Source organism: Sphingomonas sp. SDUR79, assembly GCF_056821745.1.
This window is the reverse complement of record NZ_JBPDIN010000001.1, coordinates 2,864,413-2,886,509: the sequence shown is the minus strand read 5'-3', so window position 1 is coordinate 2,886,509 and position 22,097 is coordinate 2,864,413. Positions and strand designations below refer to the sequence as shown.

The window sequence follows — 22,097 nt, the reverse complement described above, 5'->3', positions numbered from 1 at the left end:
CCAAAATCCATCCAACACGCCCCGCGCCCCCCTGTCCTACACGCCCGCAGTCGGCTTCATCCTGTCGGATGACCCAGCAAACCCCACCCGTCCGCGCGCATTGGACGCCGGCCAAACAGCGCGTCTTCCTCGCCGCGCTTGTCGAAACTGGCAGTATCGCGCGGTCTGCGCGTGCCGCGGGCATGTCGCGGTCCAGCGCCCATGCGCTGCGCAATCGGCTAACCGGCACGCCGTTGGACTATGCGTGGAGCCGTGCGCTCGAATTGCATGCGGCGCGGCTCGCCGACCCCTTCGGCCCCGATCCGCTCGCCCCGCGCGACCCCGCCGCCCCCCGCGCCCCAAAGCCCACGCCCGCCGCGCCGCCGTCGCCGCGCTGACGCCCCGTCGTCGCGCCGTGTCGACAAGCAATCGCGCGCCCGTCGTCTCGCGCTCAAATCGCGTCGTGAAGCTGTCAGGCACGCGGCGCGCACCCGTCGCGCGGCTGTCGCGCATGTGTCGCGTACCTGTCGCGTCGCAGGCGCTTCGTGGGTGTCATCCCGTCGCCTCGCCCCGCAACCCGCATGGTTTCGTCAGCTTCGCCGGAAGGTGTCAGGCGCAACTCCCCGTTCCCGGAAGCGACACGCCGCCGCGCCGCCGCGATCTGCGGCGCGCGCGACGGCGCTGCGGGTCACGCCCCGCCGCTTACCCCGATCACCTCGCCGGTGATCCAGCGCGCGTCATCCGACGCCAGGAACACCGCCGCCACCGCGATGTCGTCGACATGACCGACCCGGCCCAGCGGCGTCTGTGCGACGATCTGGTTGGCGAAGTCCGATCCCTCGACGATGCCCGCCGCGTCGGTGCCCTCGGTCATCGTCATGCCGGGCGAGATCGCGTTGACCCGGATCTGGCGCGGGCCGAGCTCGCTCGACAGCACGCGGGTGATCGCGTCCACTGCCGCCTTGCTCGCGGTATAGAGCGACGCGCCCGGCATCTTCATGCGGGTGATGTTGGACGAGATGTTGATGATGCTCGCCCCCGCGCCCAGATGCGGCACCGCCGCCTTGGTCACGTTGAGCAGGCCCAGCACGTTGATCCCGAACATGCGGTGATATTCGACCGGGTCGAAGTCCTCGATCGGGCTGAAGGCATAGACGCCGCTATTGTTGACCACGATGTCGACGCGACCGAATTCGCGCGTCGCCGCATCGATCAGTGCGGTGGCCTGTGCTGCGTCGGCGACATCGCCCTGCACCGCCAGCGCCTTGCCGCCGGCGCGCTCGATCGCCGCGACGGTGGCGTCCGCGCCTTCGCGGCTGCTGGCATAGTTGACCACGACCGCCGCACCCTCGGCGGCCAGCGCCCGTGCGATCGCCGCGCCGATCCCCTTGGACGCGCCGGTGACGACCGCGACCTTGCCCTGCAAACGACTCATGACTGCAATTCCTTGTCTTTCGCCCGCTGCCAGCTTGGCAGCGTTAGTACGATAGTTCGGGAATATGGAACTGTTGAACCTTGCGGCAAGGGGGCCTATCTGAATTTTATCATGCGCCCTTTCGTCCACCCCCCCGTCGACAGCGTGAGCCCCCAAGCGATCCTGCACGCGCTCGCCGATCCGGAGCGCGCGCGCATCTATGCCGAAATCGCGGGGCTGGGCTGTGTGCAGGGTTGCGCGACGCTCGCCGACACGGGCGAGCGGGTGATCCCCAAATCCTCGCTGTCCCAGCATTTCCGCATATTGCGCGAAGCCGGACTGATCCGCTCCGAACGGCACGGCGTCGAAATGCGCAACTATGCCCGCTGCCAGGAGATCGACGGGCGTTTCCCCGGTCTGCTGAAGGCGATCATGGGCGCCTATGCCGGGGCTGGGGAAGCGTCGCGCCCAGCCTCGCGCTAGCCTCCATCGATGTGCAACGAAGCCTATCGCAAGCGCGAACTCGCCAAGCTGATCGCGAGCTGGCCGACCCAGCATGTGACGCTGCGCTTTCCGGAGGGGCGGCCCAATTTCGCTCCGCTCGACGGCTTTCGCATCACCGACCGGGTGGAAATCATCCGCCCCGCGGCCGATGTCCCCGGCGTGGCAGAGATGGTGACCCGCCGCTGGAGCTGGCCTGCAGCCAATGGCAAACCGGTGTATAATTTCCGCTCCGATGGCCGCGCGATCGCCCATGCCAGCCGCTGCCTGATCCCAGTCGACGGCTTTTACGAATATGGCGATGCGCCGGTGGAGGACGGGGCGCCCGACCTGTTCGGCACCCCCGCGCCGGCGCGACCCGGCAAGCCGCTCAAGGCCAAATGGACCTTCACACTGGCCGGGGCGGAGGGGTTCGCCATCGCCGGAATCTGGCGCAGCGACCCGGCGGTGGGGGAAGCGTGGGCGATGCTTACCTGTCCGCCGGGCCCGGATGTCGCCCCGGTCCATGACCGCCAGCCGGTGGTGCTGCGACCCGACGACTGGGCGCGCTGGCTCGACCCCGCAACGCCCAGCGCAAAGCTGTGCCGCCCGCTTCCCGCCGGCGGTCTGGTCGCCGCGCGGGTGCGATAGGCGGCGGCGATGTCACCCCTTGATCGTCACCATCGCGACCGGCTTGTCCTTGGTCGTCGGGTTCGACGCATTGCCCTTGGGGGGCTTTTCCGCCTTGGGCTTCCGGATTTCGCGGTTCGACTTCTTCTGGCTCTTGGCCATGACCTGTTCCTTCGCGGGCATAGCGCCCGCCGGAAAGCCTAGGCGCTTTGCGGCGCGCTGGCTTGCGAATTCGCCGCCCCGGTCAATGCACCGCGCGCTGCGTCAGCACCGTCGCCTTGCCGTCCTTCCAGGCGATCTCCATCGCCGGTTCCTTGGGTCTGCCCGGCGCGAACAGTTCGTACAGGATCCGGCCGTCCTCGACCTGCCGGCTCTCGATCACCCGCTCGGGGTTGAAGGCGTCGGCGGTCGCGGCCGCAGCGGCGCGGACGGGGGCAGGGGCTTGCGCCCAGGCAATATCGCGCTGCACCTCGACGGCTTTCAACGATCCGTCGGGCTGGACCAGCATGTCGATCTCGACCTCGCTGCCGTCCGGTCGGCTACCCTCGACATCATAATAGGTCCGCCCGTCGCGGTCCTTGCGCTCGGCTTCGGCAATCCGCATCCCTGGCACCGTCGCCTCGGCCAGCTCGGCGACGCCGGCGGGCAGATCGGTCGCCGCGACGTTGGTGACCGCCGTCTCCGGACCCTCGGCCAGCACGCCATTGGCCGGGGCCGCGTCATTGCCGCCGCCGGGCGAACAGGCGGCCAGCGCGATCAGGGGCAGGGCAAGGAAGCGCATCGCGTTCTCCTGGGAAGGTTACCGGTGTCATCGTGCGCGCCATGCGCGTTGGATGCAAGCTCAGGCCGTCGCAATCCGCGTGCCGACAGCCCGCCGCCGCGCATCGAATCGCTGCCACGCCCGCTCGTGAAAGAAAAACGCGACCGCATTGATGCACGGCTCGATCAGCGCGATCCCGCCCGCCAGCGTGACCGATCCGGTAAACGCATAAGCGACGCTGAATCCTACCGTCAGGTGGATCGACAGATAGGTGAAGGTCTTGGTCAGATCACGCGACATGGGCGGCACCCTGTGAAGATATGCCGCCCATATGGTGTTCGGGGAAATCGATCTGAAACGCGAAGAAACGCCTTCAGTGATCGCCCCGCTCGATCAGTTCGCGCGGTTTTCCATCCGCGCATCGTCGGCGTCGTCGATCGCATCGGCCTTGGCCTCGCCAGCCTCCTCGACATTGTCGGCCTGCTGCTCGAGCGCCTCTTCCATCGTCTCGTTGGGAGCCATGTCGGCCTGTTCCTCGAGATTGTCGGCCATCGCCTCGGCATTGGCCTCGACATTGTCCGCCGCGCGGTCGTCGGCGCCGCCGCATGCGGCCAGAGCAACCAGCGCGGTACCGGCCAGCGCCGCCTTGAAGATGGATTTCATTGAATTTTCCTCCTGTTGATGCGGCGCATCAATGACTGGAGGGCAAAGCGGTTCCACGCGGACCGCAGACGCGGCCCCGTTACCTTCAGACGGAATTGGGGAAAATGGTGCTGCCGGTGAGGATTGAACTCACGACCTCAGCCTTACCAAGGATGCGCTCTACCACTGAGCTACGGCAGCACTCGGCGCGGGCGGAAGGTCCGTTCCGCGCTGGGAGGCGGCCCTTTCGCGCGGGAGCGGCCCATTGTCAAGGCGCACCGCCCCGGTTTATCGCCGCGCGATGACCGACGCCGACAAAAAGGCCCGCCTCGCCGCCGCGCTTCGCGAAAATCTGCGCAAGCGCAAGGCGCAGGCGCGGGCGGCGGCGGAGCAGCCCGCCCCGCCAACCCCCGATCCTAACGCGCAGCGATAGGCCGGCACTTGGCGTCGAGCCACGCCCGCTCCTCGGGCGACAGCTGCGGGCCGAGGATCTCCAGCACGCGCGCATGATAGGCGTCGAGCCAGCGACGCTCGTCCTCGGTCAGCAGGCCCGGTTCGATCAGGCTGCGCTCGATCGGGCAAAAGGTCAGCGTCTCGAACCCCAGCATCACCGATTCGGCGCCGGGAATGTCTTTCTCGATCACCAGCACCAGATTCTCGATGCGGATGCCGAATTCGCCCGCCTTATAGTAACCCGGCTCGTTCGACAGGAACATGCCCGCGCGCAACGGCTCGGCCGGGCCGCCACCGGGATAGTTGGGCGCGGCAATGCGCTGCGGCCCTTCATGCACCGACAGATACGCGCCAACGCCATGGCCCGTGCCATGGCCATAGTCGCAACCGACTTCCCAGAGCGGGCGGCGCGCGAACGCATCGATCTGCCCACCGGTCGTCCCCGCCGGGAACACCGCGGTGGCGATTGCGATATGTCCCTTGAGCACGCGGGTGAAGCGGTCGCGCATCTCCTGCGTCGGCTCGCCCACCGGGATCACGCGGGTCACATCGGTGGTGCCATCCGCATATTGCCCGCCCGAGTCGACCAGGTAGAGCTGCCCGTGCTCAATTGGCAGGCTCGACTCGTCGGTCACCTTGTAGTGCGGGATCGCACCGTTCGGGCCGGTCGCGGAAATGGTGTCGAAGGACAGGTCCTTGAGCACCCCCGTCTCTTCGCGGAACGCCTGCAACCGGTCAGCCGCCGACATCTCGGTCACCCCGCCCTTGGGCATCTCCGCCTCGGCCCATTTGAGGAAGCGGGCCAGCGCCGCGCCGTCGCGCGCCTGCGCCGCCTTGTGCCCAGAAATCTCGGCGTCGTTCTTGATCGCTTTGGCCAGCACCACCGGATCGCGCGTCGCCAGGATCGTCGCGCCGCCGCTATCCAGAGCATCGAAGATCGCCGCGACCGAACCCGCCGGATCGGCAGCAACCCGCTTGCCCGCAAACCGCTCCAGCGCCGGCGCAAAGGCCGCGCGGTCATGCAAGCGCACCGCATTGCCCAGATGCTGGGCGACATCGTCACCCACCTTGTCCCGTGCCACAAACAGATCGGCCGTGCCGTCGGCGTTGACGATGGCATAGGCGAGTGCAACCGGCGTGCGGCTGACATCCGCCCCGCGCACGTTGAACACCCAGGCGATCGAATCGAGCGCGGACAGCACCACGGCATCCGCCTTGCGTTCGGCCAGCCAGTCGGCGATCTCGGCGCGCTTGCTCGCGCTGGTCCGCCCCGCCGCGTCCTCGCCCTGCACCGTAAGCTTCGCGTCGGACGGCGCCGGCTGGTCGTCCCATACCGCGTCGATCGGATTTCGGCTCACCGCCACCAGCTCGGCACCCTTCTCGGCCAGCGCCTTGCGCGCCTCTTCGACCCAGCCGCGCGTGTGCAGCCAGGGATCATAGCCGATCCGCCCGCCCTGCGGCGCATGGTCGCGCAGCCAGTCGGCGATGCTGACCTGCGGGACAGGCACATACTCCCAATGCGCCCCGTCGACCTGCTGGCGCACCTGAATCGTATAGCGCCCGTCGGTGAAGATTGCGGCGGCTGCGGGAAGCACCACAGCGCTCCCCGCGCTCCCCTGAAACCCGGTCAGCCACGCCAGCCGCTGCGCATAGCCGCCGACATATTCGCTCATATGCTCGTCGGTCAGCGGCACGACGAACCCATCGAGTTGATCGCGGTTGAGCTGGTCGCGCAGGGCCTGAAGGCGGGCGGCATAGGTCGACATGGCAACGGTCCTCGAACTGCTTGGGCGCGGCGTTGCCCTCCATATGGGGATCCAACGCCGCGCCGTTAAGCCGCTCTGGTGGCGCAAGCGGGGCGGGTTGAAAAGGGGGTGAGAGGGTCAGGTTAACGCCACGCCTCCCTGTCCCATCCCGACACGCGGCCAAATCGGGGGGTGGTCAGGCGCACGCCAATGCACGATCTGGCGTTGATGAACTGGAGGAGATTGATGCGCGCAGGCGGATGGATGGTGCGGACGGCAATCGTGGCGGCGCTCGGCGTCGGTGCGATGGCGGCGGCTGCGCTGATCCCCGCGCCCGAACCGGCCCGCAGCGCCGCTCCGGTCAAGGCTGCTCCGGCACCGAAGCCGCTTGTCGCACCGGCCATCGCTCCGGCCCCGGCACTGCCCGCCGCCGCCCTCCCGCCCGCCGCGCCCGCGCTGGAGGCGATGACGGTCAAGCGCATCCTCGACATCCCCGGCCCGATCAGCTTCGGCACCTATTACTGGAACACAGACGGCGTCCCCGCCGACGGCGCGCTGGTGATCACCGTCGATCTCGAGGCACAGACCATGTCGGTATTCCGCGACGGGTACGAGATCGGCGCGACCGCGATCCTCTACGGCATGGACGAAAAGCCGACCCCGCTCGGCGTGCACACGATCAAGCAGAAAAAGGTCCACCACATCTCGAACCTCTACGGCGCACCGATGCCGTATATGATGCGCCTAACCTGGGACGGCGTCGCGATCCACGGGTCAGAGGTCGAGGAGGGGCGCGCCACGCATGGCTGCATCGGCGTGCCCACCGCATTCGCCAAGCTGGTGTTCGCGCAGGCCAAGCTCGGCGACAAGGTGATCATCACCCGCGGCAAGCGGCTCGGCATAGGCGGCGTGGTGACGCCGGAGTGACGCGCCGCGGTCACTCCGCGATTCGCACCGCCTCTCCAACCTTCGCCGCCGCGATCTGCGCCGGGGAGAACGGAAACCGCACCCACTGCTTGGCAGAATACATCCGCGTCTGATCGCCATACCAGGGCGATTGCGGGTCGGGCGACTGCGAGTAGGACAGGATCGTGTCGGCAACCGGTCCCGCGTCGTCGAACCCGACCACCTGAACATAGCTCGACCCGTGACGCGGCGTGACTCCGCCCGGGGCCGGCACCATCATCTGCACGTTGAGCACGCCCAGCGCGCCGTCGCCGCCATGGATCGGGATGCGGTCGGTGATCCGCCGGGCAAAGGCGACATCGCCCCAGCGCGCATCGAGCGCGATCCCCGCCTTGGTCACTTCCGCCGCCGCGGCCTTTAGCGCCGCGATCAGCTTGTCGCCCACCTCACCGCTGGTGACCAGATCGCGCGGCGTGTAGATCGGATCCTTCGCGTCGAACGGCACCGCCCAGATGCCGGGCAGACGCGCGACCTTTGCCCAGAACCGGTCGAACAACCACGCCCCCCTGCTGTCGAGCTCGAACCGCCCGTCCCATTTGCCCAGCGCCGCGCACGCCTCTGCCACCTCGGCCTTGCCCGCACACAAAGCGAGCAGCGGCTTCAACGCCAGTTCGCCGGCATGGCTCTTGTTGGCAAAGGTCATCGCCTTGGCGCGTTCGTGATCGACCTTGCCGCCCGCGATCAGCGCGCGGGTCTCGATAAAGCCCGAACGGGTGCGCAGGGAAACCTGCTTCTCCGCCTCGCCCAGCATTGGCGAGAGCACGCGGTGCGGATGGTCGGCATTGCTCAGCCAATAGCTGTCATTCATGTTGGCCACATAATCGCGCCGTTGCTGCACCGCCTGATCGCCGGCGGGCATCAGTCCCGGCACCGCAACGCCTGCAACCACATCCCACGCACAGGCGGCCGTGGACCCGTCGAGCAGGATTGCGGTGCGGGCCACTACCGGGGACAGCGGCGTCGCGCACGCCTTGGCCTTCTCGGCCGACACGTTCGGCACGGCGGTCACATCGGCGTGCAGCGCGTCGCCGTGCCGGTCGGCGACGATGGTGTTGACCCAGGGAATACCCAGCGTCTCGCTCACCGCAGCGCGCACCTCGCCGACGCTCTTCGCCGTCGCGATCCGCACCCAGGTACCGATTCCGCGCTGGTTCCCCGCATTGGCGTCGCGCATCGTGAAGGCGGTCGTCTTGCTCCACGTCGCCATCGCCTGTGGGATCACGATCACCGGGCCGAAACGGGTCGAATACAGCGTCCGCGTCACCGGTGCCGCGCCATCGGGCATCGGCACGCTGATCTGCTTGGCGACCATCTTTTCCGATTTGCCGTCGACCAGATAGGCGGTCGGGTCATTGGGATCGAGCGTCAGCTGGTACAGCGTAAAGTGCCGCGCCGCCGTCACCGTATGCGTCCAGGCGATGTCCCTGTTGAAGCCCAACGTAGGGAAGGGCGACCCCGCAATCCCGACCCCCGCCGTGTCCATCTTGCCCGGGATCGTGACATGCATCTGCCAGAAGCGGCTCGGGCCGGCCCAGGGGAAATGCGGGTTGCCGATCACCATCCCCTTGCCATTGGCGGTGACATCGCCGCCGAACGCCCACCCATTGCTGGCCACCTCGAACTTCGCCGGATCGGGGAGCACCATGCTCACCTTCGCCGCCGGCTCGCCCCCCGGCGGCACCGCATTGGCGATGGCCGGGGCAAAGTTGAGCGAGCTGGCGAGCAGCATCTGCTTCTCGTTCAGCCGCAGCATGTCGTCCGCCGTGATCGACCGCACCCACGCCTTGCCGCGACACTCGGCGGGCACCTTGTCCGGCCCCAGATCCTTCAAATAGCGATTATAGCCCGCGACCCAGCCCGCAGTCAGCGCCAGCGCCGCCGCCCCCTGCGCGCTCGCCCCGCGCCGCAGGGCGGGCAGGTCGATCGCTGAGCGAAAGAACAGGTCCGACGACAGATTGTCGACGCTCTGGAAGCCGAGCGTCGCGCTGCCCTTCGCCCCGAAATGCAGCGAGCGCTCGCCCGCCACCGTCGCGAACTCCTCCGCGATCATGCACAGATTATCCTGCGCATAGGCATAGCCCACGCCATAGCCCGCCCCGCGCCAGTCCTTTGCGACGATATGCGGCACGCCATGCTGGGTCCGGGTGATCGTCGCTTCGTAGCGCTGAGCCTCCGCCGCACCGCCCCATGCCAGCGCACCGCCCGCAGCCGCCAACAGCATCGCCTTGCCCATCCGATCCACTCCCATCGCGCAGTCCACTTCTTCTATCCTCCCCCGCCGGGGGGAGGTGGCGACGGAGGGGGAGGACGGCTGTGCCCTCTCCACCGTCGTGCTTCCCCCCCCCTCCGTCAGCTTGCGCTGACACCTCCCCCTTGCGGGGGGAGGATAAAGGCGGTTCGGCACTCGAACTTGCTGCAACCCTAGCGCCGCTTCCGTTCACGGCAACCGTTTGCGCCAATCCCCCGCTGCGCTAGACGGGCGCGATGAGCCATACCCAGCCCCCCGTCGCCGCTACCCGCCCCTTCACCACCGAACGCCATGGCGTGACGATCGATGATCCGTGGAACTGGCTGCGCGACCCGGGCTATCCCGAGGTCAAAGACAAGGACGTCCTCGCCTATCTCGAGGCCGAAAACACCTATTTCGAATCGGTGATGGAGCCGCTGAAGCCGCTCGCCGAAACGTTGTTTCAGGAGATGCGCGGGCGGATCAAGGAGGACGACGCCACGGTCCCGCAAAAGGACGGCGCCTATCTCTACTGGACCGATCACGAGACCGGCGGCGAATATCGCCGCTGGTGGCGCAAGCCCGTCGCGGGCGGTGACGCCGAGCTGATCCTCGACGAGCCGAAACTGGCCGACGGCAAGGAATATTTCGTCCTCGGCGGCTTCTCGGTCAGCCCCGACGACCGCTATCTCGCCTACGCCTTTGACGACAATGGCTCGGAACGGTTCGAGGTGCGGGTCAAGGATCTCACCACCGGCGAACTGCTCCCCGACATGATCCCCGGCGTCCTGTCCGACCTCGTCTGGACCTCGGACTCAAAGGGCTTTCTCTACGGCGTCGCCAACGACCAGTGGCGCACCGACAATGCCCGCTGGCACAAGCTCGGCGATCCGGTCGAGGCGGACATCGAACTCTATCACGAGGATGACGAGGGCTACCGCGTCGGCGTGGGCGAGACGCAGTCGCGCAAGTGGCTGGTGATCTCGACCGGCGACCACGTCACCAGCGAAATCCGCCTGCTCCCGGCCGATAATCCGCTTGGCCCACCGATCCTCATTGCCCCGCGCCAGACCGGCCGCGAATATGATGTCGAGGAGCATGACGGCACGCTCTTCATCCACACCAACGACACCCACACCAACTGGCGGCTCGTCACCGCCAGCCTCGACGCGCCTGGCGAATGGCACGAGCGGATCGCGCCGTCCGAAACCTTCTACATGACCGGCGTCACCACCTTCGCCGACTATTTCGTGGTCGAGGGGCGCGAAGCCGGCCTCGATCAGATTGAGATCCACCACTATTCCGGCGGGCCCGGCAAGCGCATCGCCTTCCCCGAGGCAAGCTATGTCGCCAGCCTCGGCGACAACCCCGAATTTGCAATGGCGAAGCTGCGCATCGGCTATGAATCGATGGTCACGCCCGGCACCGTCTATGATTACGACGTCGCGACCGGCACGCTGGAAACGCTCAAGGTGCAGATCATCCCCTCGGGCTATGACGCATCGAAATACGCGACCGAACGGCTGCACATCGGCGCGCGCGACGGCACCGACATTCCCTGCTCGATCGTCTATCCCAAAGACTTCCCGCGCGACGGCACCGGGAAAGTCTATCTCTACGCCTATGGCGCGTACGGCTATGCCATCCCGCCGGGCTTCTCGACCGCGCGCATGTCGTTCCTCGACCGCGGCGTCGCCTTCGCCATCGCGCATATCCGCGGCGGCGACGATCTCGGCCAGCAATGGTATCTGGACGGCAAGCTCGAGAAGCGCACCAACACCTTCAACGACTTCGTCGATGTGGCGAAAGGGCTGATCGATCGCGGCTACACCCACAAGGGCGGCATCGCGATCGCCGGGCGCAGCGCCGGCGGCGAGCTGATGGGTGCCGTCGTCAACTCCGACCCTGACCTCTGGGCCGTGGTCGTCGCCGATGTCCCGTTCGTCGACGTGCTCAACACGATGCTCGACGACAGTCTCCCGCTGACGCCGGGCGAATGGCCCGAATGGGGCAACCCGATCACCGACAAGGCGGCGTTCGACCTGATCCGCAGCTACTCGCCCTATGACAACGTCAAGCCACAGGGTTACCCGCCCTTGTTCATCTCCGGCGGCCTCAACGACCCCCGCGTCACCTATTGGGAACCCGCCAAATGGGCGGCCAAGCTGCGCGCGACCAAGACCGACAGCAACGTCCTCGTGCTCAAGACCAACATGGGCGCAGGGCATGGCGGCAAGTCAGGCCGTTGGGAAAGCCTCCGCGAGGCGGCGGACGAAAACGCCTTCATCCTGTGGCAGCTCGGGCTGGCGAACGCCTGAAGGAGAATGACCGATGACCCGGTGGCTAGTCGCGCTGTTCGCCATGTTCACGATCCTCGGCGCATCTGCGGCCCGCGCCGACAGCTGGCTTCCCCCAAGCGTCAGACACTATGAGTCAGCCAATGGCAGCTATCGCCTGACGGTGACGCCGCGCATGTTGGAGGACCAGCTCAGCTATTTCGAGGACAAGGTCGCGGGCAAGGAGCCCGCCGGACAGGCGCAGGGCGAGACCGCGACCACTGCCCGCGCGGCGCTCGAACGCCGCGAAGCGGGCGGCAAATGGTCGCAAGTCTGGGCGGCGGCACTGGTGAACGAGGTCGCCCCCGTCCGCGCGCTGGTCGCAAATGATGGCCGCCACATTGTGACCTTCGACAATTGGCATTCGGTGGGCTTTGGCCCCAATGTGGTGGTGATCTATGGCCCGGACGGTCAGCGCATCCGTTCGCTTGGGCTCAAGGATTTGCTCCCGCAGGCTTATATCCGTGCGCTGCCGCGCTCGGTCAGTTCGCTGCATTGGGGTGGCGAACATCGCCTGTCGCCCGACGGCGCCCGGCTGATCCTGGCCATCGTTGTTCCGGACGACGATGAACGCCCCTTCGCGCGCGAGCAGGCCTATGTTGAAATCGAGCTGGACCTCGTCTCCGGTGCGGCGATCCCGCCATCCGGGGCGGCATGGGATTCCGCGCTGCGCAAGGCAGGGGAGGTGGCGAACGCGCGGGATGCGGCTGAAGCAGCGCGTCGTGCCGCATTCCTCGCTCCGCTGATGGGTCCAACTGTGGCGACCGAGGGCGAATGGCACGACTATCTGCGCGAGGCATTTTTCCGCATCGATCCAAATTGGGAGGAGGGATACCCTGCGACCGCCGTCCTGCAGGATGCGCGCACAACGGGCTATAAGCAGTCCGCGAAATGGCTCCGCGACGAGCTTAAAGGTCAGGCGGTTCTCGCCTCGGGGCTATCGCTCGCCACGCTCGCGCCGCCTGAACATTTCCTGCTCGAACTGGAAAAGGCCGCGCGCGCGATCAAGCCCGGAGCGGCAGCAGGCGCCCGCATCTATGTCGCGATCCCCGCCGCATGGAAGGACCGCGTCGCCGCCGCGCTCGCCCCCACCGGCGCGACCTTCATCCATCTCGACCCCGCCACCCCGATCCCGCAGCGGCCCGAGCGCATCGAACGGCTGCGCAAGAGCGAAGCGGAAGCCGCGGCCGAGGGCGCGTAGCCTCCCTCCATTTCGGCGGGACTCTCCGCCGTAGCGGACGCGTCGCTTAAGGAATTGGTGAGCCGCGCCGCCTACCCTCGCGCCCGATGGACGCGAGACGATGAAACACCCGCTGGACCTGCACCGTCGTCGACATCGGCGCACCGGTTTCGGGCGCAACGAACTGGCGGGGATGCTGCTCGCAGGGATCGTCGGCGGGCTTGCCTGGACGATGCTGCCAGTAGCGGAACCCGCGCCCGCCGCCGCGACCCGCACCAGCTTCGGCTTTTGCCATAGCGGCGGCGGCACCAACTGCGTGGTCGATGGCGATACCTTCCGCATGGCGGGGGACAAGATCCGCATCGCCGATATCGACACGCCCGAAACCCACCCCGCGCGCTGCCCGCAGGAAGCACGGCTCGGCGCGGCGGCGACGCAGCGGCTTCAGGCGCTGCTCAACAGCGGCGCGATCACGCTCCACCCGATCGACCGCGACACCGACCGCTATGGCCGCAAGCTGCGCCGCGTCGAAGTGGATGGTCGCGGCGTCGGCGACACGCTGATCGCCGAGGGCCTGGCCCGCCCCTATCGCGGCCGCCGTATGGGGTGGTGCTGATCACGGCTTGCGCCGCGCGCTCGCAATGCTTCGCAACGCCTCGATCCGCGCCAGCAACCCTGCACGCTCCGTTTCGCTCAGCCCGTCGCGGGCATAGCGTTCCTCCAGTGCAGCGATGCGTCGGCTCTCGCGGCGCAACTCCCGCGCCTCCTTGCGCGACAGCTTGTCGGCATCGCGCGCATCGCGGATCGACCGGTCCACCTGCTTCAGGTCGCGCGCCACCCCCGGCAGCGCCGCTCGCGGCGCGGGCCAGCCGACATTGCTCGCGGCAGGATCGCGAATCTGCGCGGTGGCGGGGGTGGCGAGCATCGTGACGGCGATCAGCAACAGGCGCATGGCATTCCCCTTCAGTCGGAAGGATTGCATCGCGATGCTTTCGGATTGCTGACCGAGCACAGTCGGTTTGACATCAACGATATGGCATGGCTCAAAGGCATGTGCGCGGCTCGGGGGAGCCGATTGAGTTGGGGGCTGCAGCATGTTGGGTGGCGTATCTGGTGCGCTTGTAACTGTGCTGGCCTTTGCGGCGCTCATGCTGCCCAATGCCGCTGCTGCAAAGTTCTACGACAACCTGCCCGCCGAAGTGCGCGAGACCGCCGAGCCGTTGGACCTGCTCGTTGTGATTCCGCAACGTGGGATGCGGGTTCAGTATATGTCGTCACTGAACTCCAACCCGGTGGCGAACATCTATGGGCCTATTGGGGGATTGATTGCGGGTGCGCTTGAGCGGCGTGAGCGCGAAAGCCTCCGAAAGCAGGGGCTTCCGTTCGATGGCCCGCTTGCGGGATTTGATATCGACGCGCTGGCGATGGCGTCCACGCGTGCGGCTTTTGCGCGAACGTCATGGTTGCGGGCGTCCGATGCTAAGCTGGCGACGGATCGATCCACGAGCTCTGATTTGCGTGTCGGTCAGGCAGTACTGACGTATGAGTATTCAATCGACCCGCCGAACTCGCGCATATTTGTCGCGTGTCAGTTGCAGATTGGCGGGACGGACGCGGCGACCGGCTGGGAGCAATCGAATTTGCGCTACTCGAGTGCGTCTGAGGCGTCGATCGAGTTTCAAGGAGGGCCGCCGTCGAAGCAGGCGCGTTTCGCAATACTGACGGCCAATCAGGGCGCTCGGCTGAGGCAGCATATCGACGAAGCATTTCATGGCTGTGCGCGGCTCACGCTTCGGCGCGCCGAGATGTCGGCGGAGCATGTGGCGGAGCTTCGCGCACGCCGGGAATCGAGCGTCATGATAAAAAGTGGCTTGCCACAACTGGGGGGCTGGATCGTCGATGGTGCGGAAAATACCGTCCGGGGTAAATACGGACTGATCGGTGCCAGCAGGACGTTCACCGCGCCTGATACCTCTGGGGTCATACTGCTCCGCGGACATGGGCTTTGGCACAATCGTGTGGAAGTTCTGCCAGCATCCTGATTCGAGCCGTTCGCGAGCCGATCAATACGACATTGCACAGGCCGACATCCAATCGTCCTAGCGTTAGTGGGGTGCCCGCGTAACGACCCGCGCTCCGCCGTCCCCAAACCGTAACCAAATTCTCCCCGCTTCGTCATCGAAATCACGTTGCACTGCAACAGATCGGGCGCAGGGGGCGGTCACCAAAGACCAACATCACTCAGGGGAATCCGATCATGGCATTGCGCCTTTCCGGCGTCGCATTCGCGGCGCTGCTCACCACTGTGTCCGGCACCGCGCTCGCGCAGGAAACGCCGGCAGCTCCGGCGGCCGAGACCTATGATGGCGACATCATCGTCACCGCGCAGAAGAGCGAGCAGCGCGCGGTCGACGTGCCGATCACGATCAGCGCGAACAGCGGCGCGCGGATGCGCGAGCTGGGCGTGCAGGATCTGGACGAGCTGTCCAACTATGTCCCCGGCCTCAACGTGCAGGAGCAGAGCGCGAACAACCCCGGCATCGTGATCCGCGGCATCACCTCGGACTCAGGCTCGGCGCAGCAGGGGCCGCGCGTCTCGCTTTATTATAACGGCGTCGACATCTCGCGCTCGCGCGGCTCGTATCAGGCGATCTACGATCTCGAGCGGATCGAGGTGATCAAGGGGCCGCAGGCGACCCTGTTCGGCACCGCCTCGACGATTGGCGCGATCAGCATCATCTCGGCGCGTCCAGAGCCCGGCTTTTCGGGTGAGCTGTCCGCCAGCTACGGCAATTTCGACGCGTGGCGCGTCGCCGGGTTCGTCAATGCCGGCAACGACGTGTTTGGCGGCCGCATCGCGTTCGAAGTGAAGAAGCGCGACGGCTATGTCGAAAACCTCGCCGCCAATCAGGACGATCTCTATGCCCAGGATCAGCTCGGCGTGCGCGGCTCGCTGCGCTGGAGCCCGAGCGACGCGTTCCGCGCCGACCTGATCCTCACCTATGACCAGCAGCGTAACAGCGGCACCCCGTTCATCTCGCGCGCACTCCCGACCACGGCGGGCCCCGGCAACCCGTTCGGCGTCGCGCATCTCGGCGGCTCGCCTGTCTCGGCGACGGCGCTGGGCATGGACAAGCTTGGCCTCAACCGCGAAGTCTATGACGCCAACCTCACGCTTGCCTGGGACATCACCGATCGCTGGTCGCTGACGCTGGTCAATGGCTATCGCGAATTCGACAGCCTCGAGGTGTTCGATGCCGACGGTTCGGCCGCCTGGTATCTCGAGTTCGCCGAATACGCCAAGGGTTGGCAGGCGAGCCAGGAAAGCCGCTTCGCCTATACCAGCGACCGTTTCCGCGGTTCGTTCGGCTTCAACGTTTTCGCCGAAGACAATTTCCAGAACGTCCCCTTCTCGTCGGAAGAAGGCATTTTCCTGCAGTGCGCGGCGAACATCATCCCCGGCCTCGGCTGCGTCAACGCGGCGGGCGTCGTCACGGCGGCACAGGCGACGTCGATCGCCACCGGCGGGCTGGCCACCAGCATTCCCTACAGCTCGGTGTTCGAAAATCAGGGCCGCAACAGCAGCTATTCGCTGTTCGCTGACGGCACCTGGATCCCGTTCGAGGCGCTTGAGCTGACCGCCGGCGTGCGCTGGCTGACCGAAACTCGCCGCTCGGGCTATTTCGCGCGCGTGCCGCGTTCGGTGCTCAGCGGCGGCGCGTCGCTGATCCCGGGCCAGGTCGATACCGCAGGTCGCACGCTTTATGCCGAGGACAGCTTCACCGCCGTGCTGCCGCGCTTCAACATCCTGTTCCGCGCGACCGACGACATCAACGTCTTCGCCACCGTGTCAAAGGGACGCCGCTCGCCGGTGGTCCAGCTGTCGGCGCGCGCCACCCCCGCCGGCCCGGCCGAGAACCTCAGCATCGTCGATGAGGAAAAGGTCTGGAACTACGAAGCCGGTCTCAAGGGTCGCGTCGGTCCGGTGTCGGGCTCGCTCGGCGTCTATTACCAGAAATATGACGGCTTCCAGGTCAGCGTGGTCCAGTCGAACGGCACGACCGTCACCCAGAGCGCGGGCAAGGCCAGTAACTTCGGTGTCGAAGCCGAAGTCAGCGTCCGCGCAACGCCGTGGCTGACCGTGTTCGCCAACGGTTCGTACATCGATGCGAAGATCGAAAAGGGCAATTCGGTCGCACCCGCCTTCTCCGGTGCACGCTTCCGTCTCCAGCCTGAGGTACAGGCGGCGGGCGGCTTCACGCTCAACACCGAAATCGGCGGCGTGCGCGTCTTCGCGACGCCGACCGTCACCTATCGTTCGCAGATCTTCTTTGAGATCCCGAACAATCCGCTGATCAGCCAGCCGGGCGTGACCCTGTTCAACGCGCGCGCCGGCGTGTCGTTCGCCGATGATCGCTATGAGCTGGCGCTGTTCGGTCGCAACCTGTCGAACGAGGATTATCTGCTCGACGCCGGCAATACCGGCGGCGCGTTCGGCATCCCGACCTTCATCCCGGCCGAGCCGCGCTTCTACGGGATCGAACTGACCGGTCGCTTCTGACCGCGAATCCGGTTCCTTGTGCATCCCCGTCCGGCGTGCCGGGCGGGGATCACTGTATCTGGTGGCGTCCCGGAGTCAGAAAGCTGTGGATGACTTCCCCCGCGAAAAAAAACCTGCGTTCGCACGTCGTTCTCTTGCATTCTGAAAAGGCAAGGAAGGTCCGCGCGTCGCGGCCTCTCGGCGGTGGTCGGCGTGCCATGAACCGAGTCATATCAGCGACGAACCGAGTCCCTTAACTGTCATTTACGGTATTGCCTCTGCTGCCGGATTGGCACAATCTCTAGTGGTCACACAGGGGGACAGACCCAAGCACTGGTGGAGCATCGCTCGCGATCCTATATCGCGGGGTGACTCTCCGTCGCTTGATACGGCCGGACGGACATGTTTTGTTCTCACCGCGCCGGATGTTAAGGTGCTAGGATCAGTACCGTCCCCGAGTCGTGACGAATGGACGTGCAGGGGACGACCGATGGACTTCAGAGAAAGCCAGGAAACGAGCGTGAGTGAAACCGTGACAGATACCGCAGAAACGCTCGTCGAGCCCAAGGCGGCTCCCGCTGAGAAGCCGGCCAAGGCAAAGAAGAAGATCGACACCAAGTCGGTCGCCCCGCGCATCTACCCGGTCGAGGTCGATCATTCGCGCGACGCACTCCTGACCGAATTCGGCAAGGACACGTTGCGCGACCGCTATCTGCTGCCCGGCGAGAATTTCCAGGACCTGTTTGTCCGCGTCGCGTCCGCATACGCCGACGATGCCGCGCACGCCCAGCGCATCTACGACTATATCTCGCGCCTGTGGTTCATGCCCGCCACCCCCGTGCTGTCGAACGGCGGCACCGGTCGCGGTCTGCCGATCAGCTGCTTCCTCAACTCGGTGCCCGACAGCCTCAACGGCATCGTCGACACCTGGAACGAGAATGTCTGGCTCGCCTCGCGCGGCGGCGGCATCGGCACCTATTGGGGCAATGTCCGCGGCATCGGCGAACCGGTCGGCCTGAACGGCAAGACCAGCGGCATCATCCCGTTCGTCCGCGTGATGGATTCGCTGACCCTCGCGATCAGCCAGGGCAGCCTGCGTCGCGGTTCGGCCGCCTGCTATCTCGACATCAGCCACCCGGAGATCGAGGAGTTCCTCGAAATCCGCAAACCCTCGGGCGACTTCAACCGCAAGGCGCTGAACCTCCACCACGGCGTCCTCATCCCCGACGCCTTCATGGAAGCGGTCCGCGCTGGCGAAGACTGGGATCTCAAATCGCCCAAGGACGGCAGCGTCCGCGCCACGGTCAACGCCCGCGCCTTGTTCCAGAAGCTGGTCGAAACCCGCCTTGCGACCGGTGAGCCGTACATCGTGTTCGCCGATCACGTGAACAACAACATGCCCAAGCATCACCGCGACCTGGGCCTCAAGGTCTCGACCTCGAACCTCTGCTCGGAAATCACCCTGCCGACCGGCAAGGATCACCTCGGCAACGAGCGCACCGCGGTCTGCTGCCTCTCCTCGCTCAACCTCGAAACCTGGGACGAGTGGAAGAACGAAAAGGGGTTCATCGAGGACGTCATGCGCTTCCTCGACAATGTCCTTCAGGACTATATCGACCGCGCCGAGCCGGGCATGGAAAAGGCCGCCTATTCGGCTGCCCGCGAACGCAGCGTCGGCCTTGGCGTGATGGGCTTCCACAGCTTCCTTCAGGCGCGCGGCCTGCCGTTCGAAGGCGCGATGGCCAAGACCTGGAACAGCAAGATCTTCAAGCACATCAAGGCGCAGGTGGACGAAGCCTCGATGCAGCTCGCGGTCGAGCGTGGCCCGTGCCCCGACGCCGCCGATATGGGCGTGATGGAGCGTTTCAGCTGCAAGATGGCGATCGCGCCGACCGCGTCGATCAGCATCATCTGCGGCGGCACCTCGGCCTGCATCGAACCGATCCCGGCCAACATCTACACGCACAAGACGCTGTCGGGCAGCTTCTCGGTCAAGAACCCGTATCTCGAAAAACTGCTGATCGAAAAATCGAAGAACAGCGACAATATCTGGAACTCGATCCTCGAGCGCGGCGGTTCCGTCCAGCATCTCGACTTCCTCACGCAGGAGGAAAAGGACTGCTACAAGACCAGCTTCGAGATCGATCAGCGCTGGCTGCTCGAACTCGCCGGCGATCGCGCGCCCTATATCGACCAGGCCCAGTCGCTGAACCTGTTCATCCCGGCCGATGTCGAGAAATGGGACCTGCTGATGCTCCACTTCCGCGCATGGGAGCTCGGCATCAAGTCGCTCTATTATCTCCGCTCGAAATCCGTGCAGCGCGCCGGGTTCGCCGGCGGGGTGGAGGCCGACAACACGATCGACGCGCCGCAGTTCAACCTTGGCGAATCGACCGATTACGACGAATGCCTTGCCTGCCAGTGAGATTCTGGCGGCAACAGGGGGCGTGTGGCTGTGAACAGTGATTTATCTTCCGTGCGGCAATTTCGCGTCGGTGACGTTGCGGCGGACGTCGGGTTTCAGACCCTCTCGCACGCCGGGTTGCGGGTGGTCGCGGGCGGTCAGGAATTGCTCTGCGACCCCTGGCTGGTGGGCAGTTGCTATTGGCGGTCCTGGTGGAATTATCCGCCTGTGCCCGCGGCGCTGGTGGAGTCGCTCCGGCCTGATTTCATCTATCTGACCCATCTCCACTGGGATCATTTCCAGGCACCCTCGCTACGCCGCTTCCCGGCGGACACGTTGGTGCTGGTCCCCTATGATCGCTATGACCGGATGCGGCGCGACCTTGCCGATATCGGCATGACCAATGTGCGCGAGATGCGGCACGGCGAACGCGTCCAGCTGGGTGAAAAGCTGGCGATCCGCTCCTATCATTTTTCGCCCTTCCTCACCGACAGCGCGGTGGTGATCGAGGCGGGCGATACGGTCCTGCTCAATGCCAATGATGCGAAGCTCGCCGGCACGCCGTTGCGGCAGATTCTGAACGATTATCCGCAGATCGACTTCTGTTTCCGCAGCCACAGCTCCGCCAACGCGCGCGCCTGTACCCATGTGATCGGCGAACCCGATACGCTTGTCGACGATAACGAACATTATCTGCGCGCTTTCTCCCTGTTCGTGGAAAAGACGCGCGCGCGCTATGTCATCCCGTTCGCGAGCAATAATTGCCTGCTGCACGACGATGTCTATCATCTCAATCCGCTGGTTCAGACGCCGGTCGATGCCGATCGGTTCTTTCGCGCCTTTGCGGCGGAGCGCGGGCTCGACACCGAACTCAAGATCATGGTGCCCGGCGATAGCTGGAGCGAGGCGGCCGGTTTCGCCATCGCCGAACAGGACTGGTTCACCCGGCGGGACGAACATCTTGCCGCCTATCAGCAGCGCGTCCGCCCGACGCTCGACCGTCAGGCGGCAAAGGAGGCCAAGGTCCGCATTTCGCTCAAGCGGATGCAGACCTATTTCGCCGACATCGCCGCCAAGACGCCGTCCGTGCTGCTCCGCCCGCTGCGGGGGCATGAAGTGTTGATCGTTGCCCGGGCGGGGGACACCCAAACCGGCTTCGCCGTCGATCTGGCGAACAAGGGGCAGGTGCGTCAGGTCGAGCCGGAATCCTTCGCGGATTTCAAGATTCGCATCGAATTTCCGGCGATCATCCTGTTGCAATCGATGACGATGAACATGTTCGGCCATGCCGGCATTTCCAAGCGCGTCCATTATCACGCCACCCGCGACGCGACGCGGGCGATGCGGCGCTTTGTGCAGATCCTCGGCCTGTTCGAATATGAATTGCTGCCCGTGTCGCACAATTTCACCTGGCGCACGCTGCGTGCTCTGTTGCCGCGCTGGCGTGAAGGGCTGCTCTATGGCGCGACCCTGATCGATCTCAAGCGCGGCTATGACCTGCCGACGATTGAGGAACGGATGTTGGAGCGGACATGAACGCAATTCGCCACTTACCGCGGTTCGCCGCGCTCGCCCTCCTCCCCCTGCTCGCCGCCTGCGCGCAACAGGTCGGCACCGCGGTCGAGCCCACGGCGCCCGGCTTCCTGCTCGGCCTGTGGCACGGCTTCATCTTCCCGGTCGCCTGGGTGCTCTCGCTCTTCGTCCCCGACGTCGCGGTCTATGCCGTGCCCAACAATGGCGGCTGGTATGATTTCGGCTATTTCCTCGGCATCTGCGTGTTCGGCGTCGGCGCCAATCGCGGGAAAAAGGTGATCATCAAGGAGCGCGTCGTGGTGAAGGATCGCGGCGGGACGGTGATCGACCAGTGACCCGCGCGCTCGCCATTCAGGCCGGGATCGGCATCGCGTCGGGCGTAGCGGGCCTCACCCTGCTGCGCCGCCGCGCCGCCTCGCCTGAGGGCGTTTATGCCCTGCGCATCGCCGGCACGATGCTGGTTGCGCTCTGCCTGTTCCTCACCGGCTTCGCGCTGGTGGCCAGCATGGTGGGTGGGGTATGAGTGCCGAAGCGCCTCCCTATACGTCCGAGACGCGCCTGGCCCGCAGCGTGCTCAGGGCGGTGGCCGTCATCGCAGCGGGAATTTCGATCGCGTGGTTTGCGGGCGTCTTAGACGATAGTCGATGGATGCGCCTCGCCACAGCCGCCCTCTTTCTTTCGCTTGGCGTAAGCTCGCTGCTTTCGCCGCAGCGCGGGCCGTTTCCGCGCTGGTTCGCGCTCCTGCTCATCGCAATCATGGTGACAGTTCTGGTCGTCACCCTCTTTCAGTTCTTCCCGGAGTAACCCC

General features: G+C 65.8%; 23 protein-coding genes and 1 tRNA gene. 15 read left to right on the top strand and 9 right to left on the bottom strand.

The window, feature by feature from the left end; translation table 11 throughout:
* The first annotated feature begins 68 nt into the window (after positions 1–68).
* A complete protein-coding gene (locus ACRYLO_RS14175) occupies positions 69–377 on the top strand; it encodes a LysR family transcriptional regulator (RefSeq protein WP_482660753.1) in 309 nt (102 codons plus the stop codon).
* Positions 378–667: 290 nt separating this feature from the next.
* Here the strand turns inward: ACRYLO_RS14175 and ACRYLO_RS14170 are convergent, their stop codons facing one another.
* The gene (locus ACRYLO_RS14170) at positions 668–1,414 is read right to left on the bottom strand and encodes a glucose 1-dehydrogenase (RefSeq protein WP_482660752.1); all 747 of its coding nucleotides are present in this window, start codon (positions 1,412–1,414) and stop codon (positions 668–670) included.
* 111 nt (positions 1,415–1,525) lie between these two features.
* On the opposite strand from ACRYLO_RS14170, the gene ACRYLO_RS14165 reads away from it, so the two are divergent.
* Positions 1,526–1,876, top strand: coding sequence for a helix-turn-helix domain-containing protein (locus tag ACRYLO_RS14165; RefSeq protein WP_482660751.1), 351 nt, complete (start codon positions 1,526–1,528; stop codon positions 1,874–1,876).
* Between the two features lie 9 nt (positions 1,877–1,885).
* Positions 1,886–2,524 (top strand): SOS response-associated peptidase family protein, encoded by a 639-nt coding sequence (locus ACRYLO_RS14160; protein WP_482660750.1) that lies wholly within the window; start codon positions 1,886–1,888, stop codon positions 2,522–2,524.
* A 12-nt stretch (positions 2,525–2,536) separates the two neighbouring features.
* Here the strand turns inward: ACRYLO_RS14160 and ACRYLO_RS14155 are convergent, their stop codons facing one another.
* The 5 genes from ACRYLO_RS14155 to ACRYLO_RS14135 form a co-directional block, all read right to left on the bottom strand.
* Positions 2,537–2,665: a hypothetical protein gene (locus ACRYLO_RS14155; RefSeq protein ID WP_482660749.1), complete on the bottom strand. Its 129-nt coding sequence runs from the start codon at positions 2,663–2,665 to the stop codon at positions 2,537–2,539.
* An 82-nt stretch (positions 2,666–2,747) separates the two neighbouring features.
* Positions 2,748–3,284 carry a PepSY domain-containing protein gene (locus tag ACRYLO_RS14150; protein WP_482660748.1) on the bottom strand — a complete coding sequence of 179 codons (537 nt, stop codon included), beginning with the start codon at positions 3,282–3,284 and terminating at the stop codon, positions 2,748–2,750.
* Positions 3,285–3,344: 60 nt separating this feature from the next.
* Positions 3,345–3,563, bottom strand: coding sequence for a DUF2061 domain-containing protein (locus ACRYLO_RS14145; protein WP_482660747.1), 219 nt, complete (start codon positions 3,561–3,563; stop codon positions 3,345–3,347).
* Positions 3,564–3,656: 93 nt separating this feature from the next.
* Positions 3,657–3,926, bottom strand: a complete 270-nt coding sequence (locus tag ACRYLO_RS14140) for a hypothetical protein (RefSeq protein WP_482660746.1) — start codon at positions 3,924–3,926, stop codon at positions 3,657–3,659.
* Between the two features lie 105 nt (positions 3,927–4,031).
* A tRNA-Thr gene (locus ACRYLO_RS14135) sits at positions 4,032–4,106 on the bottom strand.
* 100 nt (positions 4,107–4,206) lie between these two features.
* Between ACRYLO_RS14135 and ACRYLO_RS14130 the strand changes: the two genes are divergently transcribed.
* The gene (locus ACRYLO_RS14130) at positions 4,207–4,338 is read left to right on the top strand and encodes a hypothetical protein (RefSeq protein WP_482660745.1); all 132 of its coding nucleotides are present in this window, start codon (positions 4,207–4,209) and stop codon (positions 4,336–4,338) included.
* Here ACRYLO_RS14130 and ACRYLO_RS14125 read toward each other — a convergent pair.
* A complete protein-coding gene (locus ACRYLO_RS14125; protein WP_482660744.1) occupies positions 4,322–6,124 on the bottom strand; it encodes an aminopeptidase P family protein in 1,803 nt (600 codons plus the stop codon). The two genes, ACRYLO_RS14130 and ACRYLO_RS14125, sit on opposite strands and share 17 nt — an antisense overlap.
* A 225-nt stretch (positions 6,125–6,349) precedes the next feature.
* On the opposite strand from ACRYLO_RS14125, the gene ACRYLO_RS14120 reads away from it, so the two are divergent.
* A complete protein-coding gene (locus tag ACRYLO_RS14120; RefSeq protein ID WP_482660743.1) occupies positions 6,350–7,030 on the top strand; it encodes a L,D-transpeptidase family protein in 681 nt (226 codons plus the stop codon).
* A gap of 10 nt (positions 7,031–7,040) precedes the next feature.
* Here ACRYLO_RS14120 and ACRYLO_RS14115 read toward each other — a convergent pair whose 3' ends face one another.
* Complete coding sequence (locus ACRYLO_RS14115) at positions 7,041–9,329, bottom strand: penicillin acylase family protein (protein WP_482660742.1); 2,289 nt, start codon at positions 9,327–9,329, stop codon at positions 7,041–7,043.
* 224 nt (positions 9,330–9,553) lie between these two features.
* On the opposite strand from ACRYLO_RS14115, the gene ACRYLO_RS14110 reads away from it, so the two are divergent.
* The 3 genes from ACRYLO_RS14110 to ACRYLO_RS14100 all read left to right on the top strand — a co-directional run bounded on the left by ACRYLO_RS14110 (position 9,554) and on the right by ACRYLO_RS14100 (position 13,428).
* Positions 9,554–11,614 carry a S9 family peptidase gene (locus ACRYLO_RS14110; protein WP_482660741.1) on the top strand — a complete coding sequence of 687 codons (2,061 nt, stop codon included), beginning with the start codon at positions 9,554–9,556 and terminating at the stop codon, positions 11,612–11,614.
* A gap of 13 nt (positions 11,615–11,627) precedes the next feature.
* Positions 11,628–12,833, top strand: coding sequence for a hypothetical protein (locus ACRYLO_RS14105; RefSeq protein WP_482660740.1), 1,206 nt, complete (start codon positions 11,628–11,630; stop codon positions 12,831–12,833).
* A gap of 100 nt (positions 12,834–12,933) precedes the next feature.
* Positions 12,934–13,428, top strand: coding sequence for a thermonuclease family protein (locus tag ACRYLO_RS14100; protein WP_482660739.1), 495 nt, complete (start codon positions 12,934–12,936; stop codon positions 13,426–13,428).
* Here the strand turns inward: ACRYLO_RS14100 and ACRYLO_RS14095 are convergent, their stop codons facing one another.
* Complete coding sequence (locus ACRYLO_RS14095) at positions 13,429–13,764, bottom strand: hypothetical protein (RefSeq protein ID WP_482660738.1); 336 nt, start codon at positions 13,762–13,764, stop codon at positions 13,429–13,431.
* A 142-nt stretch (positions 13,765–13,906) separates the two neighbouring features.
* Here ACRYLO_RS14095 and ACRYLO_RS14090 point away from each other — a divergent pair, with 142 nt between their 5' ends.
* From ACRYLO_RS14090 to ACRYLO_RS14060, 7 genes are all read left to right on the top strand, one after another.
* A complete protein-coding gene (locus ACRYLO_RS14090; RefSeq protein WP_482660737.1) occupies positions 13,907–14,854 on the top strand; it encodes a hypothetical protein in 948 nt (315 codons plus the stop codon).
* Positions 14,855–15,069: 215 nt separating this feature from the next.
* Positions 15,070–17,373, top strand: coding sequence for a TonB-dependent receptor (locus ACRYLO_RS14085; RefSeq protein WP_482660736.1), 2,304 nt, complete (start codon positions 15,070–15,072; stop codon positions 17,371–17,373).
* 469 nt (positions 17,374–17,842) lie between these two features.
* A complete protein-coding gene (locus ACRYLO_RS14080) occupies positions 17,843–19,777 on the top strand; it encodes a ribonucleoside-diphosphate reductase subunit alpha (protein WP_482660735.1) in 1,935 nt (644 codons plus the stop codon).
* A 51-nt stretch (positions 19,778–19,828) separates the two neighbouring features.
* The gene (locus tag ACRYLO_RS14075; protein ID WP_482660734.1) at positions 19,829–21,292 is read left to right on the top strand and encodes an MBL fold metallo-hydrolase; all 1,464 of its coding nucleotides are present in this window, start codon (positions 19,829–19,831) and stop codon (positions 21,290–21,292) included.
* Entirely contained in the window at positions 21,289–21,624 is a 336-nt protein-coding gene (locus ACRYLO_RS14070; protein WP_482660733.1) for a hypothetical protein, read from the top strand. Before ACRYLO_RS14075 ends, ACRYLO_RS14070 begins: the two co-directional genes overlap by 4 nt.
* Entirely contained in the window at positions 21,621–21,812 is a 192-nt protein-coding gene (locus tag ACRYLO_RS14065) for a hypothetical protein (protein WP_482660732.1), read from the top strand. Before ACRYLO_RS14070 ends, ACRYLO_RS14065 begins: the two co-directional genes overlap by 4 nt.
* The gene (locus ACRYLO_RS14060) at positions 21,809–22,093 is read left to right on the top strand and encodes a hypothetical protein (RefSeq protein WP_482660731.1); all 285 of its coding nucleotides are present in this window, start codon (positions 21,809–21,811) and stop codon (positions 22,091–22,093) included. Before ACRYLO_RS14065 ends, ACRYLO_RS14060 begins: the two co-directional genes overlap by 4 nt.
* Positions 22,094–22,097: the final 4 nt, after the last annotated feature.

What these genes read in the sequence shown, in the direction of transcription:
- ACRYLO_RS14105 (WP_482660740.1), top strand. Translation starts at nt 11,628, where the DNA reads ATGACCCGGTGGCTAGTCGCGCTGTTCGCCATGTTCACGATCCTCGGC.
- ACRYLO_RS14125 (WP_482660744.1), bottom strand. Translation starts at nt 6,124, where the DNA reads ATGTCGACCTATGCCGCCCGCCTTCAGGCCCTGCGCGACCAGCTCAAC.
- ACRYLO_RS14085 (WP_482660736.1), top strand. Translation starts at nt 15,070, where the DNA reads ATGGCATTGCGCCTTTCCGGCGTCGCATTCGCGGCGCTGCTCACCACT.
- ACRYLO_RS14110 (WP_482660741.1), top strand. Translation starts at nt 9,554, where the DNA reads ATGAGCCATACCCAGCCCCCCGTCGCCGCTACCCGCCCCTTCACCACC.
- ACRYLO_RS14165 (WP_482660751.1), top strand. Translation starts at nt 1,526, where the DNA reads ATGCGCCCTTTCGTCCACCCCCCCGTCGACAGCGTGAGCCCCCAAGCG.
- ACRYLO_RS14090 (WP_482660737.1), top strand. Translation starts at nt 13,907, where the DNA reads ATGTTGGGTGGCGTATCTGGTGCGCTTGTAACTGTGCTGGCCTTTGCG.
- ACRYLO_RS14080 (WP_482660735.1), top strand. Translation starts at nt 17,843, where the DNA reads ATGGACTTCAGAGAAAGCCAGGAAACGAGCGTGAGTGAAACCGTGACA.
- ACRYLO_RS14150 (WP_482660748.1), bottom strand. Translation starts at nt 3,284, where the DNA reads ATGCGCTTCCTTGCCCTGCCCCTGATCGCGCTGGCCGCCTGTTCGCCC.
- ACRYLO_RS14120 (WP_482660743.1), top strand. Translation starts at nt 6,350, where the DNA reads ATGCGCGCAGGCGGATGGATGGTGCGGACGGCAATCGTGGCGGCGCTC.
- ACRYLO_RS14145 (WP_482660747.1), bottom strand. Translation starts at nt 3,563, where the DNA reads ATGTCGCGTGATCTGACCAAGACCTTCACCTATCTGTCGATCCACCTG.
- ACRYLO_RS14175 (WP_482660753.1), top strand. Translation starts at nt 69, where the DNA reads ATGACCCAGCAAACCCCACCCGTCCGCGCGCATTGGACGCCGGCCAAA.
- ACRYLO_RS14160 (WP_482660750.1), top strand. Translation starts at nt 1,886, where the DNA reads ATGTGCAACGAAGCCTATCGCAAGCGCGAACTCGCCAAGCTGATCGCG.
- ACRYLO_RS14155 (WP_482660749.1), bottom strand. Translation starts at nt 2,665, where the DNA reads ATGGCCAAGAGCCAGAAGAAGTCGAACCGCGAAATCCGGAAGCCCAAG.
- ACRYLO_RS14140 (WP_482660746.1), bottom strand. Translation starts at nt 3,926, where the DNA reads ATGAAATCCATCTTCAAGGCGGCGCTGGCCGGTACCGCGCTGGTTGCT.
- ACRYLO_RS14060 (WP_482660731.1), top strand. Translation starts at nt 21,809, where the DNA reads ATGAGTGCCGAAGCGCCTCCCTATACGTCCGAGACGCGCCTGGCCCGC.
- ACRYLO_RS14170 (WP_482660752.1), bottom strand. Translation starts at nt 1,414, where the DNA reads ATGAGTCGTTTGCAGGGCAAGGTCGCGGTCGTCACCGGCGCGTCCAAG.
- ACRYLO_RS14095 (WP_482660738.1), bottom strand. Translation starts at nt 13,764, where the DNA reads ATGCGCCTGTTGCTGATCGCCGTCACGATGCTCGCCACCCCCGCCACC.
- ACRYLO_RS14100 (WP_482660739.1), top strand. Translation starts at nt 12,934, where the DNA reads ATGAAACACCCGCTGGACCTGCACCGTCGTCGACATCGGCGCACCGGT.
- ACRYLO_RS14130 (WP_482660745.1), top strand. Translation starts at nt 4,207, where the DNA reads ATGACCGACGCCGACAAAAAGGCCCGCCTCGCCGCCGCGCTTCGCGAA.
- ACRYLO_RS14070 (WP_482660733.1), top strand. Translation starts at nt 21,289, where the DNA reads ATGAACGCAATTCGCCACTTACCGCGGTTCGCCGCGCTCGCCCTCCTC.